This is a genomic window from Glycomyces endophyticus, from assembly GCF_039531525.1.
Classification (GTDB): Bacteria; Actinomycetota; Actinomycetes; order Mycobacteriales; family Micromonosporaceae; genus Glycomyces; species Glycomyces endophyticus.
This window is the reverse complement of the sequence record NZ_BAAAQF010000021.1, coordinates 42,219-58,272: the sequence shown is the minus strand read 5'-3', so window position 1 is coordinate 58,272 and position 16,054 is coordinate 42,219. Positions and strand designations below refer to the sequence as shown.

The window sequence follows — 16,054 nt, the reverse complement described above, 5'->3', positions numbered from 1 at the left end:
CGGTCTCAGTGCTGTCTTGCTCGTGCTCGGTCACGTCTTACAGGGTAAACGCCGCCCCCTGCGGCGGTCCTGCGAGTTTCGCCCCCGCGAGCGCAGGTCACAGCGCGGGCCGCTCCACCGCGAACGCGGGGTAGCCGACGACGCGGTCGGGGGTCCCGGCGGTGTCGGCCGAGGTCGCGCGGGCGAGCTCGCGGGGCCGGCGGCCGGTGGCGTCGGCCCAGGCGAGGGTGCCGCGGAGCGCGAAGACGCCGCAGGCGTGCTGCGGGGCGATCTCGCGCGGGCGCAGGCTCTTGATCGCCTCGGCGGTGGCGGCGTCGACGCGTTCGGCCGTGGCCTGGTCGTGGTAGTGCGACAGGTCGGTCGAGCAGACGAGGACGGCGTCGTCGCCGGCCTCCTCGAGGAGCGCGGCGATGACGCGGGCGGTGTCGGGGGTCTGGCTCATCCCGCAGGCGACGGGCGTGACCTCGATGTCGTCGCCGAGGGCGACCTGGAGGAACGGCAGCTGCACCTCGAGGGCGTGCTCGGCCTCGTGCGGGAGGCGCGAGGAGCCGACCACGGCGGTGGGGGCGGCGCGCACCAGCCCGAGCGGGGTCTGCCACCCGGTGTAGGGGGCGGCGGCGTGCCCGCGCAGGGGCGCGTGGTGGGAGGGCCCGACCAGGACGACCCGCTTGACGCGGCCCCGGTGGGCGGCGAGCCGCGCGTACACCTGGGCCGCCACGGGCCCGGAGTAGCGGTATCCGGCGTGGGGCACGATGTAGGCTGCCGCGAGCGGTTCGCTCACGGGGCCGACCTCGTCGATGAGGCGCTGGACGTCGCGGCGCAGCCGGCCGGGGTCGGCCGGGTAGAAGCGGCCGGCGACGGCCGGGGGCCGCACGGTTTCGGATTTCGTCGAAGGCATCGCTGGTCTTCCGGTGGTGGGTCTGATGCTGAACTGGCTGCCGGTGGTGGTGGGTCAGGGCTGTCTGTGTGACGGTGCGGCGATGCGGATCGGTTGCCGCCTGGGACCCCAGTCTCCCGCCGGTCCCTCGAAAACTCCGGGAACGCGCGCACCGCAACGCACGCACTGTCCGCTATCCGACACCGCATACCGGTCAATCCGGTACCAATCACGCACTATGAGGGCTTCGCCACAGCCCTGGCAGGTCGTGGTCTGGCCTTCGGGGTCGTGCACGTTCCCGGTGTACACGAACCGCAGTCCCGCGTCGAGCGCGATCCGCCGCGCGCGCCGCAGGGTTGACGGGGGCGTGGGCGGCACGTCCCGCATCTTGAAGTCCGGGTGGAAGGCCGTGAAGTGCAGGGGCACTTCAGGACCCAGGTGCTCGGCGATCCACGCCGACTCGGCCGCGATCTCCGCGTCCGAGTCGTTGCAGCCCGGGATCAGCAGCGTCGTGATCTCGGTCCACACGTCGGTCCCGTGCACCAGGTATTCGAGTGTGTCGAGGACCGTCCTCAGTGAAGCGAGCGCGGTCTTCTCGTAGAACGTCTCGGTGAACGCCTTCAGGTCGATGTTCGCGGCGTCCATATGGGAGTACAGCTCCCGGCGGGCGGGGGCGGTGATGTACCCGGCCGACACCGCGACCGCCTTCAACCCCGCCGCTCGGGCGGCGTCGGCGCAGTCGGCCGCGTACTCCAGGAACACCGTCGGGTCATTGTAGGTGAACGCTATGGAGTTGCACCCCAGGCGCTTCGCGGTGGCGGCGAGCGTCACGGCATCCGCTTGCGAAGCGAGGGTGTCGATCTCACGCGACGTCGAGATGTCCCAGTTCTGGCAGAACCGGCACCCCAGGTTGCAGCCGGCCGTGCCGAACGACAGCACCGGCGTCCCCGGCAGGAAGTGGTTGAGCGGCTTCTTCTCGATCGGGTCGACGCAGAACCCGGAGGAGCGGCCGTAGGAGGTGAGGACGACCTGGTCGCCGTGCCGGGCCCGCACGAAGCAAAACCCGCGCTGGCCGTCGCGCAGGCGGCAGGCCCGCGGGCAGACCGTGCACTCGATCCGCCCGTCGTCCAGGGCGCGGTGGAACTCGGTGCCGACGGTGAACTCGTCGGCGCCTGCCACGCGCGGCCTACTGGGGGTGAGGGCGGCCATACGACAACCGTAGCTCTCGCTGAGTTGCCTTCGTGTTACGGGCAGAGAAAAGGGCCGCGCAGCCAGTGCGCGGCCCTCCGTTCGTCCGAACTAGTTCAGGCGCTCGCCGGTCGCGGCGTGGAACACGTGCTCGTGGCCCGGCTCGGGCACCACGTACACGGTCTCGGCCAGACGCGGCACGTTCGCCGACTCGGTGCGCACGACGAACCGCTCCGAGGAGCCGTTGTACGCGGCGTGGCCGTAGACGTAGGCCTCCGAGCCCAGCTCCTCGACGAGGTCGACCTCGATCGGGATGCCGCCGGAGCCCTCGGTGCCGAGCTTGCAGTGCTCGGGGCGGATGCCGATGGTGACCTGCTGGTCGCCGCCCTGCTGGGTGGCGGCGTCGCGGATCTCGCGCGAGAGCGGGAGGGTCACGTCGCCGAACAGGCCGCCGGCCTCGGTCAGGGACACGGTCTTGAGGTTCATCGACGGGGAGCCGATGAAGCCCGCGACGAAGGTGTTGTTCGGGCGCTCGTAGAGCTCGCGCGGGGTGTCGCACTGCTGGAGCAGGCCGTCCTTCATGACCGCGATGCGGTGGCCCATCGTCAGCGCCTCGACCTGGTCGTGGGTGACGTACACCGTCGTGATGCCCAGGCGCTTCTGGAGCGAGGCGATCTGCGAACGGGTCTGGACGCGGAGCTTGGCGTCGAGGTTCGACAGCGGCTCGTCCATGAGGAACACCTGGGGCTCGCGCACGATCGCGCGGCCCATGGCGACGCGCTGGCGCTGGCCGCCGGAGAGGGCCTTCGGCTTGCGGCCGAGGTAGTCCTGGAGGTCGAGGAGCTTGGCGGCGTCCTCCACGCGCTGCTTGATCTCGGCCTTCGGCATGCGGCGCAGCTTGAGGGCGAACGCCATGTTGTCGAAGACGGACATGTGCGGGTAGAGCGCGTAGTTCTGGAAGACCATCGCGATGTCGCGGGACTTCGGGGGGAGGTTCGACACGTCGGTGTCGTTGATGAAGATCGAGCCCTCGTCGACCTCTTCGAGGCCGGCGAGCATCCGGAGGGAGGTGGACTTCCCGCAACCGGAGGGACCGACGAGGACGAGGAACTCGCCGTCGTGGATCTCGATGTTCAGCTTGTCCACCGCGGGCTTCTCGGTGCCCGGGTAGATGCGGGTGGCGCCCGCGTACGTCACTGTGGCCATGATGTTCCCTTTCACTGGCAGGCACGTGCCAGACGATCCGTGGTAAAAGGCGGTTGTCCGTCGCGGCCCGGGAGCACCATGGGGGTCCCCGCGCCGGGACGTGCGCCGCGCGGTGCGAGCACCGCGGAGCGCAGTGTGAGCCTAGCCTCGCGGGGAAGCCTTTGCCAAGTGGCCCCCGAACGTTTGTCCGCTTTCACCGGGGGCTTTACCGAACCGTTACTCGACGCGCAGCGCCTGGAGCAGCCGCTCGTCCCCCACGACGTCGCAGATCCCGAACGGCAGCCGCCCCCACAGCGCCAGCGCGATGTCCGAGGCCGAGCCGGCCGCGCGGGCCTGGAGCTCGGTGCGCGAGTCGGGCTGGTCCAGGAGCGCGACCCGGCCGTCGCGCAGGCGCACGAACCAGGTCGAGTCCGCGTCCTGTGCGAACAGCTGCACGAGCCCGTTGGCGTCCGGGTGGGCGCCGCGGCGGGCCCCGACCGGGATGAACGCCTCGAACGCCTCCGTCACCGCCTCGGCGGCCAGCGCGACCGGGACGGGCGCGGTGGCGCCGACGGCCATCTGGAGGTCCCAGCGGGCGAGCCCGGTGGCGACCGCGACCCGGCGGTGCCAGAACTCGGCGCGCCACTCCACGGGCGCCCACGTCCACGCGGGCGATTCGGGCCCGCGGGCCTCGACGGCGTCGAGGATGGCGGCGAGCGTCTGGTCGTAGACGTCGAGGACGGCCCGGCCGGTGGCGGCGACGGGCGGGGGCTCGGGGACGTCGCGGTCCTCCGAGGGCGGGGTGAACAGGGCGTCGACGGCCCATCGGTACAGGCGGGCGAGTTCGAGGAGGATCCCGGCGACGGTGGTGTCCGGGCGCGACGGGGCCACGCGGTCGAGCGCCTCGGGCTCGCAGACCGAGCGCAGGCCCGCGGCCTCCGTCTTCAGTTCGGTGAGGTAGTCGGTGATGCGCAGCTTAGCCATGGTGACCGCCGTTCCTCGATGCCTCCGAAAAGTCTAGGCTTTCGGGCGTGACAGACGCCAGTCCAACGGCCAGCGGGACCGATCGGAATCTCCTCAGCGCGTACACGACGCTGCGCCTGGGCGGGCCCGCCCGGGAGCTCGTGGAGGCGGCCTCCTCGGAGGAGGCGGTCGCGGTGCTGCGCGCGGCGGAGGGCCCGACGCTGGTGCTCGCGGGCGGCTCGAACGTGGTGGTCGGCGACGCGGGCTTCGACGGGACGGTCGTGGTGCTGCGCGGCGGCGGCGTGGAGGATCTCGGCGCGGGGGTCGTGCGGGTGCAGGCCGGCCACGTGTGGGACGAGTTCGCGGCGTGGACCGTGGCGAACGGGCGCTCCGGGGTGGAGTGCCTCAGCGGCATCCCGGGTTCGGCGGGGGCGACCCCGATCCAGAACGTGGGGGCGTACGGCCAGGAGGTCGCGCAGACGATCGCGGCGGTGCGGGTCTGGGACCGCGAGCGGGACGAGATCCGCGACTGGACTCCGGCCGAGTGCGGGTTCGCTTACCGCCACAGCGTGTTCAAGCATTCGGACCGGTACCTGGTGATGAGCGTGGACTTCGCGCTGGAGGCGTCGGGGCTGTCGCGGCCGGTCGCGTACGCGGAGCTGGCGAAGCGCCTGGGGGTCGACGTGGGCGGCCGCGCGCCGCTCGCCGAGGTGCGCGAGGCGGTGATCGGGCTGCGCCGCGGGAAGGGCATGGTCTTGGACGAGGGCGACCACGACACGTGGAGCGCGGGCTCGTTCTTCACCAACCCGGTCGTCGATCGGGCGGTCTTTCACGAGGTGGCCGAGCGCGCGGGCGGCGAGCCGCCGCACTGGGAGACCGACGGGGGCGTGAAGGTCTCCGCGGCCTGGCTCATCGGCGCCGCGGGCTTCGAGAAGGGCTACCGCAAGGGCGGTGTCGGCCTCTCGACCAAGCACACCCTGGCCCTGACCAACCGTGGCGGCGCCACGACCGCCGAACTCCTCTCCCTCGCGGCCGAGGTCGCCGACAAGGTCGAGGCGGACTTCGGCATCCGCCTCCACCCCGAACCGGTCACGGTCAACACCGCGACCTGACAGATCATGAGCACCTTACACAAGCTGAACGCATTTCGCATTCAGTCTTGTTACAATGCACTCATGACCGATCTCAGTGTTCGCAATGTCTCCGAAGATGCGCTCGCTCGGCTCCGGGTCCGCGCTGCCGCGAAGCGGCAGTCGCTTCAGGCTTATGTTCGCGACCTGATCGAGCGAGACGCGTACACGCTCACCATCGAAGAGGCCGCACTCAAGGCCGAGCGAGTCGCGATGCGAAACAACGTCACCACCGATGACATCCTCGAAGCGATCGAAGCGGCCCGGCAGGCCCGCCAGTGATCGTCGCCGACACCTCGGCCGTCGTCGAGTTCCTCCTGGCGCGAGATGAGCTTGGCTTCCGCGCTCGCAATGTGCTTGGCGGCAAGACTGTGGCCGTCCCCATGGCCATCGACCTGGAATGCGTCGCAGTGCTCCGCGGGCTGGTCCTGGGCCGCAAGGTCACCGTAGTCGACGCGGAGGAATCACTGGAGACGCTGGGCCAGATGGACCTTCGCCGCATGGACCACTCGCTGTTCATGCCCCGCGTGTGGGAGCTCAGAGACAACATGTGGCCCTATGACGCGATATTCGTCGCCATGGCCGAGATCCTCGACGCACCACTGGTCACCACCGACAAGAAGTTCGCCGGGACCCCCGGTATCCGATGCGAGGTCCGCAACCTCCGGGACTAGCGAAGCAGCGCCGCCGCCTCCAGGGCCGTGTACGTCGCGATGATCCCGGCTCCGGCGCGCTTGATGCTCGTCAGGGACTCCAGGACGGCGGCGTCCTTGTCGATCCAGCCGCGTTCGGCGGCGGCCATGAGCTGCGCGTACTCCCCCGAGATGTGGTAGGCCGCGACGGGTACGGGCGAGCGCTCGGCGGCGGCGCGGACCACGTCGAGGTACGGGAGCGCGGGTTTGACCATGACGATGTCGGCGCCCTGCTCGATGTCGAGGTCGATCTCCAGGAGCGCCTCGGTGGCGTTCGCGGTGTCCTGCTGGTAGGTGCGGCGGTCGCCCTGGAGCTGGGACTCGACGGCGTCGCGGAAGGGCCCGTAGAAGGCGCTGGCGTACTTGGCGGCGTAGGCGAGCAGGCCGGTGTCGGTGCGGCCGGCGCGGTCGAGGGCGGCGCGGACGAAGCCGATCTGGCCGTCCATCATCCCGGAGGCGCCGAGGAGGTCGGCGCCCGATTCGGCGAGGGCGAGGCCCATCTCGGCGTAGCGGTCGAGGGTGGCGTCGTTGTCGACGGTGCCGTCGGGGCGCAGGACGCCGCAGTGGCCGTGGTCGGTGAACTCGTCGAGGCACAGGTCGGGGATGACCACGAGGTCGTCGCCGATCTCCTCGCGGATCGCGCGGGTGGTGCGGTTGAGGATGCCGTCGGGGTCGGTGGCGGCGGAGCCGACGGCGTCGCGCACGGCGGGGACGGCGAAGGGCATGAGCCCGCCGAGCCCGGCGCGGGCGGCCTCGACGGCGAGCTTGCGCGCGGAGTCGACGGTGTGCTGGTAGACGCCCGGCATGGTGGCGATCTCGACGGGCTCGTGCAGGTCCTCCTTGACGAAGAACGGGAGCACGAGGTCGCTGGGGTGCACGCGGGTCTCGGCGACCAGGCGGCGAAGGGCCGCAGTGCGGCGCAGCCTCCGGGGGCGGATGACGGGGTATTCGGAGCTGCTCGGCACTGCGGCCACTTCCCTTCGGGCTTACTGCTTTCTAGCGGAACCGGAGCGCGGTCGGGCCCTGGACCTTCTGTCCGCGGCGGGTCTTGATCGGACCCTCGGCCAGGCGCTGCTTCAGCTCCGTGGCGTACTCGGCGAGCGCTTCGATGAGGTCGGGCACCGAGGCGTTCTCGGGCTTGGCGTCCACGCGGAGGCCGAACTCGGTCGCGGTGTCCGAGGTCGCCGGGCCGATGCACGCGACGACGGTGCGCTGGTGCGGCTTGCCGGCGATGCCGACGAGGTTGCGCACGGTGGAGGAGGAGGTGAACAGGACCGCGTCGAAGCCGCCGGACTTGATGGCGTCGCGGATGTCCGCGGCGGGCGGCGAGGCGCGCACGGTGCGGTAGGCGGTGACGTCGTCGACCTCCCAGCCGCGCTCGGAGAGGCCCTGGACCAGGGTCTCGGTGGCGATGTCGGCGCGGGGCAGGAGCACGCGGCCGACCATGTCGAGGATCGGGTCGTGCGGCGGGAAGACCTCCAGGAGGCCCTCCGAGGACTGCTGCCCGGTGGGGAGGAGCTCGGGCTCGATGCCGAACTCGCGCACCGCGTTCGCGGTGGCCTCGCCGATGCAGGCGATGCGCAGGCCGCCGAAGGCGCGGGCGTCGAGGCCGTGCTCCTTGAACTTCTCCCAGATGGCCTTCACGGAGTTCTGGCTGGTGAAGACGATCCAGGCGTAGCGGCCGTCGACGAGGCCCTTGATGGCCCGCTCCATCTGGGCGGGCGTGCGGGGCGGCTCGACGGCGATGGTCGGGACCTCGCACGGGATGGCGCCGTAGGCGCGCAGGCGCTCGGACATGATGCCGGCCTGCTCCTTGGTGCGCGGGATGAGGACCTTCCAGCCGTACAGCGGGCGCCCCTCCCACCAGGCGAGCTCGTGGCGGTCGTCGACGCCGGGGCCGATCGTGAGGACGACCTGCCCGGCGTAGCCGAGCGCGGCCTCCACGAACGTGTCGACCGAGGAGGTCGTCGTGTACTCGGTCTCGCCGGTGGCGTCGCCGGTGACGGCGACGGCGGTCTCGCCGGAGACGCCGCCCGAGAGGAGGATGTCGCGCAGGCTCGAGAGGTCGGACACGTCGGCGGTGACGGTCAGGGAGCCGCGCTTGATCGCGTCGGCGATGACCAGCGGCTCGACCGAGGCGATGTCGTCGATCTCGATGACCGTGCGGATCTCCCCGGGGGGCATGCCGGCGTAAACCGCGACGGCCTGCGCGTGGCTCATGCCGGGGATGACCTCGAAGCGGGCCTGCTCGGCGGAGGCGGCCCGGATCTCGGCCCTGGCGAGGCGGTTCGGGTAGGCGTCGCCGACGATGAGGCGGACCAGGTTCTCGCCCTCGCGCGCGGCGGCGGCCATGAGCTTGCCCTGGTCGCTCGGGGACGACTCGATGAGCTTGAGCTTCGTGTCGTCGCCGTTGATCTCCTTCGCGGCCTCGATGAGCGACTGCGGGAGCGACCGGTCGTAGTAGACCCGGTCGGCCTCGCGGATCGCGTCGAGGGCGCGCTTGGTCAGCAGTCCCGGGTCGCCTGGGCCGGTCCCGACGAAACGCACGCGGCCCACGGGCTTACGGGCACTGGTCATGTTCTCTCCATCAACAATCGTCTGAGTTGGCGTCTACTTCAACAGTTGCTCGGCACCCGCGTCGAGCAGCGCCTCGGCGAGCGACCTCCCCGCGGCCGCGGCCTGCTCGGCCAGCTCGTCGCCGCCCGCATCGGAGAGCGTGGCGGTGGTCGAGAGCCGTTCGGTGACGGAACCGTCGACGGAGCCGACGGCTCCGCGCAGATACAGGTCGACTTCCCCGGGGTCGGCGCCTTCCGCGATGTCGGCGAGTGCGGCGACGGGAGCGCTGCACCCGGCTTCGAGTCGTTGCAGAAGTGCGCGTTCGGCGGCGACGGCGGCCTGCGAGTACCGGTCGTTGAGCTTACTTGAGATCAGCGCAGATGTCATGTCGGCTTTGCGGCATTCGACCGCCAATGCCCCTTGTGCCGGAGCGGGAAGCATCACCAAAGGGTCCAGGTACTCCGTCACCTCGGCCTCCCGGCCGACCCGCTTGAGGCCGGCCGCCGCGAGGATCACCCCGTCGAGGTCGGCGCCGACCCGGGCGATGCGGGTGTCGACGTTGCCGCGGATCGGCACGCACTCGAAGCCGCGCCCGAGGGCGTTCAGCTGGGCGATGCGCCGGGGCGACCCGGTGCCGATGCGGGCGCCCGGCCCCAGGTCGGCGAGGGTGCGGCCGCCCGCGGCGACCAGGACGTCGCGCGGGTCCTCGCGCGGCGGGACGCCGATCACGAGGTGCTCGGGCTGCGCCGTCGGCAGGTCCTTGTACGAGTGGACCGCGATGTCGATCTCCTCGCGGTCGAGGGCTTCGCGGAGCTGGTTGACGAAGACGCCGACCCCGAGCTCCGCCACCGGGACGGTCGTCCCGTCCCCTGTGGTCTTGATCTCCACGAGTTCGACGTGCTCCCCCGTCAGGCGTGCGATCGCGTCCGCGATCATGCCGCTCTGCGCGAGGGCGAGCTTCGATCCCCTGGTCCCGACTCGGATCACGGGCTTCGTTCCCTTCTCGAGACTGCTGTCGCGCAGTCGCTGGTAACTCGGACGGGGCGGAGGGGATCGTCCCGACGACCTCGGCCACGGGGGCCGTCGCGGGACTGATCTTCAGGGCCTCGGCGAGGTGGCCGCCCTCGGCCGCGGTGAGGACCGCGGCGTCGAGGGCGAAGAGGTCGCGCAGGGCGCGCGCGTAGTCGGGGGCGCCGGGCTGGCCGGCGAGCTCGCGGACGCGGACCGTGGGCTCGTGGAGGAGCCGCTGCACGACCCGGTGCACGGTGCGGGCGACCTCGGCGCGCTGGTCGTCGGTGAAGTCGCCGCGGCGGGCGACCCGGGACAGCTCGGCGTCGACGATGTCGGCGGCGGCCGACCGGAGGGCGGCGACGGTGGGGGTGACGGCGTCGGCGCGGAGGCTCTCGTTGTAGGCCTCGATCTCCTCGGCGAGGAGGCGCTCGACCTCGGCGAGGGTGTCGGCGGCGGCGCCCGCGGCGTCGGCCCGCTGGATCTCGGCGATGTCGACGACGGTGACGCCCGGGAGCAGGGCGACCTCCTCGGCGACGTCCTTGGGGAGGGCCAGGTCGCACACCACGAGCGGGCGGTCGCGGCCGGCGAGGTGGGCGGCGCGCAGCACCGGCTCGGGCGAGGCGGTGGCGCAGACGAGGAGGTCGACGCCCGCGGCGAGGGAGGCGAGGTCGTCGTAGTCGGCGGCGCGGGCGTCCCACACCGAGGCGAGGCGCTCGGCCTTGGCGCGGTCGCGGTTCGCGACGGCCAGGGACGCGACGCCGGAGCGCGCGAGGGTCGCGGTGGCGAGCGAGCCCATGGAGCCGGCGCCCACGACGGCGGCGCGGGCCTCGGTGAGCCCGTTCTGGAAGCCGTGCCCGGCGAGGGCGCGCTCGGCGAGGTCGAGGGCGGCGGTGACGATGGAGGGCGCGGCGGCGTCGACGTCGGTCTCGGCGTGGATCCGCTTCCCGACGCGCAGGGCCTGCTGGAACAGCTCGTGGAGGTGGCGGCCGACCTGGTCGGCCTCGCGCGCGGTGTCGTAGGCGTCGCGCAGCTGCCCGAGGATCTGCGGCTCGCCGGCGACCATCGAGTCGAGGCCGGCGGCGACGCGGAAGGCGTGGGCGACGGCGTCGGCGCCGTGGCGCACGTACCCGCAGGACGCGAAGTCGAGGTCGGCCTGGATCTCGGTGAGGCCCCAGATGCGGTGGAGCTCGTCGACGACGGCGGCGAGCCCGCCGTGGAAGCTGCTCGCGACGGCGTAGACCTCGACCCGGTTGCAGGTGGAGAGGACGACGGTCTCGCGGATCTCGCCGCCGCGCAGGAGCGCGCGCGCGAGGTCGGCGGCGGCCTCGGGGCCGACCGCGAGCCGTTCCAGGGTCTCGACCGCCGCGCTGCGGTGCGAGATGCCGACAACCAGGAGGTTCACTTCACCGTTCCCGTCTCTTGTTGATCTGGGCCTCTGACCTGCCGAGGGTCTTGTGGTGCTCGTGGAACGAGAGGATCTGCAGCTCGACGGCGAGGTCCACCTTGCGGACCGCCACTCCTTGCGGAACGGCGAGCACGCACGGCGCGAAGTTGAGAATGCTTGTGACACCAGCATCTACGAGGAGGTCGGCCACGTGTTGGGCGGCCGCGCCGGGTGTGGCGATGACCCCTATGTTGATGCCTTCGTCACGGACGGCCCGGCCGAGGAGCGCCACGTCGCGCACCGGGAGGCCGTCGAGATCCCTCCCTATGATGCCCGGGTCGGCGTCGAAGAGGCCAACGATGTCGAACCCCCGTTCGGAGAACCCGGGGTACCTGGCCAGGGCCTGCCCCAGGTGGCCGAGGCCGATGATGGCGACGCGGGAGTCCTTCGTGAGTCCGAGCACACCGGCGATGTGGGTCGCGAGGGCGGCGACGCTGTAGCCGACGCCGCGCATCCCGGAGGCGCCGAGCTGGGAGAGGTCCTTGCGGAGCATCGCCGAGTTGACGCCGGTGGCGCCGGCGAGGATCTCGGAGGAGACGGTGTCGACGCCGGACTCGGAGAGGGCGCCGAGGGCGCGGAGGTACTCGGGCAGGCGCCGGACCGTCGCCGCCGGGAGGTCGGCGGCCGTGGCAGGCGGAGCGGCCCGCTGGTCAGTGCCTTCACCGGTGGTCGTCAATGCTGGAGCTCCAGGTCCGATCCCGCGCCGTTCACCGGCGCGCCACTCAGCTTAGGACTCGTCCGGGGCGGGGGGCCGCACAGGCGGCGCTAACGTCGCGCGCCCCGGGCCGCCGGGAGGCCGCGGAGGGGTGAACGGGACTCGGCGGCTCGCGGGCGCCGCGCGGTACACCCCCGTAACACCGGGCCGAGCCCGGCTGTACCGAAATTGCGAACGTCCCGGCGAGCCGCCGTCCGCCAGAATTCTGCCCTAAAAGTCCATTGACACCCGGTATTTCAGATAATTCCCGGTGTGTCGTCGGCGGCGCGTCGCGGCGCAGGTCCCTGAGCAGGCGCGGGACGTCGACGTCCCAGTAGCCGTGCTCGCGCCCGTCGAGGAGGAGGACCGGGAGGCGGTCGCCGTACTCGCGGGCCAGCGCGGCGTCCTCGGCGACGTCGACCTCGGCCCACGGCTCGCCGGTCTCGGCCGCCACCCGGTCGAGCGCGGCGCGGGCCGCCCCGCACAGGTGGCAATCCCTTGTAGTCAGCAGCGTCAGCCTGTTCACCCTGCTCCCTCCGTCGAAATGAAAAGGCGGACGGGATCGCACAGCTTGTGCGACACCCTCCGTCATTCCTCGCTCACTATTGAGGCACAACCGGTCCGCGGCCGCGGACCACCGAACGTTTGGGGAGGTAATGGTGGGATTCCGCCCCCGCAACGAAGGGTACGCCGGCGCACCGGGCGCGCGCCGACATCAACCCCCGCACACCCGTCACCGAGCGCGACACGCCGATCGCAAATACGCGTCGCCGACCCCGCGGATTTCTAGACTCAGGCGGGTCAGTCCCTGCGGGATCCGTTCGCTCGACTCGGCCCGACGACCCCTCACACGAGGAGGCCACTAGTGCCCGGTATTGCACCGACCCTGGCTGTCATCAGCCATGACTCGGCAGTGCTCACAGCAGACATAGCCCCCATCTTCCGCTCCGGATCGATCGCGGACGCCCTGACAGGGCTCCCCGGCCCGACCTTCGAGCGCCTCAAGCAGGCCGTGTGGACGGTCCTGAGCCTGGACACCGGCACTGCCGAGCAGCACCAGGTGCGGCCCGGACGCGGCACCGGCCCGGGCGCCGGCGGCGCCGCCGAACCGCGCGGCACCGACAACGAGGACCAGGTCGACGGCGACGAGGTCGCCGACCTCGTCGCGCGCGCCCAGGACGGCGACCCGAGCGCCTTCGGGGAGATCTACGACCGGTACAGCGACACGGTCTACCGGTACATCTACTTCCGCGTGAACAACGCCCAGCTCGCCGAGGACCTCGCGTCCGAGACGTTCCTGCGCGCGCTGCGGCGGATCTCCAGCTTCAGCTGGCAGGGCAGGGCGTTCGGCGCGTGGCTGGTGACCATCGCGCGGAACCTCGTGGTCGACCACTTCAAGTCCGGCCGGTACCGGCTGGAGATCGTCAAGCCCGACGTGCTCGGCGCCGACGAGAAGGACCACGACCCGAGCACGTCCCCCGAGACCGCCGCGCTGGAGAAGCTGACGAACGCGACGCTCCTGACGGCGGTCAAGAAGCTGAACCCTGACCAGCAGGAGTGCATCGTGCTGCGGTTCCTCCAGGGCTTCACGGTCGCGGAGACGGCCCGCACGATGGGCAAGAACGAGGGCGCGGTCAAGGCGCTCCAGTACCGGGCCGTGCGCACGCTCGCCCGGCTGCTGCCCGACGGCTTCCGAGGCTGAGAGGCCGTCCGATCCCCGCAGAACCCGTCCCGGCCGCGTGCGTCGGGAACCCGACAGAACCCGTTCCCCAGGGCTTCGGCCCGCTATCCCGAAATCGACGGTCCGCCTCCTCACGGCGGACTGGAACTGCCAGGTCAGGGCGCTTTACCGGCCCGATACCGCCGCGTTACCCGACTGCGACGAGGACGATGTGGTCCGAAACGCAAGGTTCGCGGCGAACCGTAACCTCAGGGGCTACTCGTGCGTTGTTCTCAGTACAGGAGCAGGATCCATGCAGTGAGAGGGGGTGTGCCCGGTGACATTGAACCCTATGGAGCGCCGTCGCGCGGAGGAATTCGCGCGGCTGCTTGACTCCGACGGTCCCACCCTCCCTCACTCGCGCCGCAGCGCGGACGCATCGGGCGCGTCGGCAGAAGCGTTCGCCGAACTCGTCGGCGTCACCGAGCGGCTCGGCGGGCTGGGCGACCAGCTCATCAACGCGAGCAGGCCCTCGCGGGACTGGCAGGACGCCACCCGCAGGCGCCTCATGGCGGTCGCCACCGAGGAGGGCATCGGCGTCACGGCCAGGCACCGCGCCAGCGCCGCCGTCCCCGAGACCAGGCGGGCGCCCGTCCTCGACGAGATGTTCCCGCGCCGCCCCCGCGGCGGCCGGCGCATCGCGATCGTCGCCGCGCTGCTCACCGGGACCGTCGCCATCTCCGGGGTCTCCGCGGCCTCCGGCGACGCGCTCCCCGGCGAGACGCTCTACAACGTCAAGCGGTCCACCGAGCGCGCGCAGCTCGCCCTCGCGGGCAACGACCTCGGCCGCGCGCAGCTGTACCTGGAGTTCGCGCGGACCCGCATCCAGGAGGCGGCGCTCGTCGCGGACGACGACGAGGCGGCCGCGAACGCGCTCGAGGACGCGGCCTCGGAGCTGAAGAGCGCGAGCGCGCTCCTCGGCGAGCTGGCCGTCGTCAGCGACGACCCCGCCCCGCTCGACTACCTCGACCTGTTCGCCAACGAGCACCGCTGGGTGCTCGACGACCTGGTGAGCGGACTCGACGGCGAGGCGCAGGACGCCGGCGAGGAGCTCGCGTCCGTCCTCGAGGCGGCGGCGGTGCGCTCCGTGGAGCTGCGCGGCGCCCTCGACTGCACCGAGGCCGGCGGCGAGGCCGACGAGCTCGGCCCGATCCCGGGCTCGTGCGCGCAGAACGCCGTCGACGCCACCGTGCCGTCCGACCCGACCACCGGGAGCGGCACCGGCGAGGAGACCGGCGCCGAACCCGGGAGCGGGGAGCAGACGGCCGAGGGGACCGACGCGGACGCCACGTCCGGCGCCGACACCGCCGGCGACGAGGCCACCCCGCAGTCCGACCCGACGAGCGGCGGCGCCAGCAGCCCCGCCCCCGACGGCGAGACCACGCCCGAAGCGGAGGACGACGTCCTCGGCGAACTGACCGGGATCATCTCGGACCTGTTCAATTGATCACCCGCCGCGGTGGCGGCGGCGCGAACGTACGGCAAGGTGCGGAGCGGGACCGGGACGCCTCAGGGCGTCCCGGTCCTCTCGCGTCGCAGGTCGGAGCGAACGGGGCAATTCCGTCCAGGAGCGGCGTGCGGGAGCGGCGGGGACGATACATGAACAAGGCCACACTGGAAATTCACCGGGCTCGCGTCCTCGCGTTACAGGGCGTCTGCCTTGGGCTTGTAGGCTTTTAGGGTGTCAGACATCGAGGCTTCCTCCAGCGCCTCCGCCACACCCCGTCCGACAGCCGTTCGGGGAGGCGGCGCCGCCCGCACGCAGTCGAACGCGCACTCCGTCGTCGTGGAGCCCGCGGCCCCCGGCGAGGACGAGCTCGCCCACATCCCGTCCGCGGCGTTCTTCGACGTCGACAACACCCTCATGCACGGCGCGTCCACGTACTACCTGGCGCGCGCGCTGGCCCGCCACGGCGTCCTGTCCGGGCGCGACATCCTCGGCTTCGCCTGGAAGCAGGCCCGCTTCAAGTTCCAGGGCGTCGAGCACCACGGGCACATCTCGGAGATCAAGTCGTCGGCCCTCGAGCTCGTCGCCGGGTACCCGGTGGACGACATGCGGTCCCTGTGCGAGGAGGTCGTCGACCGCGACATCTCCCCGCGCATCCTCGCGCCGGTGCGCCGGCTCGCCGAGCGGCACCTCGAGACCGGCCAGGAGGTCTGGCTGGTCACCGCCAGCCCGGTCGAGCTCGCCGGGGTCCTCGCCACGCGCCTGGGCCTGACCGGCGCGCTCGGCACGATCGCCGAGATCGAGAACGGCTGCTACACCGGCCGGCTCGTCGGCGACCTCATGCACGGCCCGGCGAAGGCCGAGGGCATCGCCCAGCTCGCGGCCGAGCGCGGCCTCGACCTGGAGCAGTGCACCGCCTACTCCGACTCCGCGAACGACCTGCCGATGCTGCGCAAGGTCGGCCGCGCGATCGCCGTCAACCCGGACGCGCGCCTCGCGCGGCAGGCCCGCCACCACGGCTGGCCGGTCCTGGACTACCGGCGCGGCCGCCGCGCCGCGAAGCTCGCGCTGCCCGCGGCGACCGCCGCGGGCGTGGGCGCGGGCCTGCTCTACCTGTACAAGTCGCGCGAGCGCGACTAGCCGCCCT

Annotated in this window: 14 protein-coding genes and 2 pseudogenes; 6 read left to right on the top strand and 10 right to left on the bottom strand. The window is 71.9% G+C overall.

Translation table 11 applies throughout. The features are described 5' to 3' along the window. Positions 1–97: 97 nt before the first annotated feature. From amrB to ABD419_RS20595, 4 genes are all read right to left on the bottom strand, one after another. Complete coding sequence (amrB, locus tag ABD419_RS20610) at positions 98–898, bottom strand: AmmeMemoRadiSam system protein B (RefSeq protein WP_344490468.1); 801 nt, start codon at positions 896–898, stop codon at positions 98–100. Positions 899–952: 54 nt separating this feature from the next. Further along, entirely contained in the window at positions 953–2,056 is a 1,104-nt protein-coding gene (gene amrS / locus ABD419_RS20605) for an AmmeMemoRadiSam system radical SAM enzyme (protein WP_344490465.1), read from the bottom strand. Between the two features lie 120 nt (positions 2,057–2,176). Then, a complete protein-coding gene (locus ABD419_RS20600; protein WP_344490463.1) occupies positions 2,177–3,271 on the bottom strand; it encodes an ABC transporter ATP-binding protein in 1,095 nt (364 codons plus the stop codon). A gap of 216 nt (positions 3,272–3,487) precedes the next feature. Then, positions 3,488–4,234: a hypothetical protein gene (locus tag ABD419_RS20595; protein ID WP_344490460.1), complete on the bottom strand. Its 747-nt coding sequence runs from the start codon at positions 4,232–4,234 to the stop codon at positions 3,488–3,490. A gap of 47 nt (positions 4,235–4,281) precedes the next feature. On the opposite strand from ABD419_RS20595, the gene ABD419_RS20590 reads away from it, so the two are divergent. From ABD419_RS20590 to ABD419_RS20580, 3 genes are all read left to right on the top strand, one after another. Continuing rightward, complete coding sequence (locus ABD419_RS20590) at positions 4,282–5,325, top strand: UDP-N-acetylmuramate dehydrogenase (RefSeq protein ID WP_344490456.1); 1,044 nt, start codon at positions 4,282–4,284, stop codon at positions 5,323–5,325. Between the two features lie 63 nt (positions 5,326–5,388). Further along, complete coding sequence (locus ABD419_RS20585) at positions 5,389–5,625, top strand: FitA-like ribbon-helix-helix domain-containing protein (protein ID WP_344490454.1); 237 nt, start codon at positions 5,389–5,391, stop codon at positions 5,623–5,625. Beyond that, a complete protein-coding gene (locus tag ABD419_RS20580) occupies positions 5,622–6,017 on the top strand; it encodes a type II toxin-antitoxin system VapC family toxin (protein WP_344490451.1) in 396 nt (131 codons plus the stop codon). The genes ABD419_RS20585 and ABD419_RS20580 overlap by 4 nt, the downstream gene beginning before the upstream one ends. Here ABD419_RS20580 and hemB read toward each other — a convergent pair. From hemB to ABD419_RS20550, 6 genes and pseudogenes are all read right to left on the bottom strand, one after another. Further along, a complete protein-coding gene (gene hemB / locus ABD419_RS20575) occupies positions 6,014–7,000 on the bottom strand; it encodes a porphobilinogen synthase (protein WP_344490449.1) in 987 nt (328 codons plus the stop codon). The two genes, ABD419_RS20580 and hemB, sit on opposite strands and share 4 nt — an antisense overlap. Positions 7,001–7,031: 31 nt before the next feature. Then, a complete protein-coding gene (locus ABD419_RS20570) occupies positions 7,032–8,612 on the bottom strand; it encodes a bifunctional uroporphyrinogen-III C-methyltransferase/uroporphyrinogen-III synthase (RefSeq protein ID WP_344490446.1) in 1,581 nt (526 codons plus the stop codon). Positions 8,613–8,645: 33 nt separating this feature from the next. Then, a complete protein-coding gene (gene hemC, locus ABD419_RS20565; RefSeq protein WP_425556144.1) occupies positions 8,646–9,527 on the bottom strand; it encodes a hydroxymethylbilane synthase in 882 nt (293 codons plus the stop codon). Positions 9,528–9,780: 253 nt separating this feature from the next. After that, a pseudogene (locus tag ABD419_RS20560) lies at positions 9,781–11,004 on the bottom strand (glutamyl-tRNA reductase); the annotation flags it as partial. A 1-nt stretch (position 11,005) separates the two neighbouring features. Beyond that, complete coding sequence (locus ABD419_RS20555) at positions 11,006–11,722, bottom strand: redox-sensing transcriptional repressor Rex (protein ID WP_344490440.1); 717 nt, start codon at positions 11,720–11,722, stop codon at positions 11,006–11,008. Between the two features lie 316 nt (positions 11,723–12,038). After that, positions 12,039–12,266: pseudogene (locus ABD419_RS20550) on the bottom strand (glutaredoxin family protein); the annotation flags it as partial. A 387-nt stretch (positions 12,267–12,653) separates the two neighbouring features. On the opposite strand from ABD419_RS20550, the gene ABD419_RS20545 reads away from it, so the two are divergent. The 3 genes from ABD419_RS20545 (at position 12,654) to ABD419_RS20535 (ending at position 16,047) form a co-directional block, all read left to right on the top strand. Next, on the top strand, positions 12,654–13,442 hold the full coding sequence (locus tag ABD419_RS20545) for an ECF subfamily RNA polymerase sigma factor, BldN family (protein WP_344490437.1): 789 nt from the start codon (positions 12,654–12,656) through the stop codon (positions 13,440–13,442). Between the two features lie 310 nt (positions 13,443–13,752). After that, positions 13,753–14,907 (top strand): DUF5667 domain-containing protein, encoded by a 1,155-nt coding sequence (locus ABD419_RS20540; RefSeq protein ID WP_344490434.1) that lies wholly within the window; start codon positions 13,753–13,755, stop codon positions 14,905–14,907. Positions 14,908–15,141: 234 nt separating this feature from the next. Continuing rightward, on the top strand, positions 15,142–16,047 hold the full coding sequence (locus tag ABD419_RS20535) for an HAD family hydrolase (protein WP_344490431.1): 906 nt from the start codon (positions 15,142–15,144) through the stop codon (positions 16,045–16,047). Positions 16,048–16,054: the final 7 nt, after the last annotated feature.

What these genes read in the sequence shown, in the direction of transcription:
- ABD419_RS20595 (WP_344490460.1), bottom strand. Translation starts at nt 4,234, where the DNA reads ATGGCTAAGCTGCGCATCACCGACTACCTCACCGAACTGAAGACGGAG.
- hemC (WP_425556144.1), bottom strand. Translation starts at nt 9,527, where the DNA reads ATGATCGCGGACGCGATCGCACGCCTGACGGGGGAGCACGTCGAACTC.
- ABD419_RS20570 (WP_344490446.1), bottom strand. Translation starts at nt 8,612, where the DNA reads ATGACCAGTGCCCGTAAGCCCGTGGGCCGCGTGCGTTTCGTCGGGACC.
- ABD419_RS20585 (WP_344490454.1), top strand. Translation starts at nt 5,389, where the DNA reads ATGACCGATCTCAGTGTTCGCAATGTCTCCGAAGATGCGCTCGCTCGG.
- amrB (WP_344490468.1), bottom strand. Translation starts at nt 898, where the DNA reads ATGCCTTCGACGAAATCCGAAACCGTGCGGCCCCCGGCCGTCGCCGGC.
- ABD419_RS20600 (WP_344490463.1), bottom strand. Translation starts at nt 3,271, where the DNA reads ATGGCCACAGTGACGTACGCGGGCGCCACCCGCATCTACCCGGGCACC.
- ABD419_RS20540 (WP_344490434.1), top strand. Translation starts at nt 13,753, where the DNA reads ATGGAGCGCCGTCGCGCGGAGGAATTCGCGCGGCTGCTTGACTCCGAC.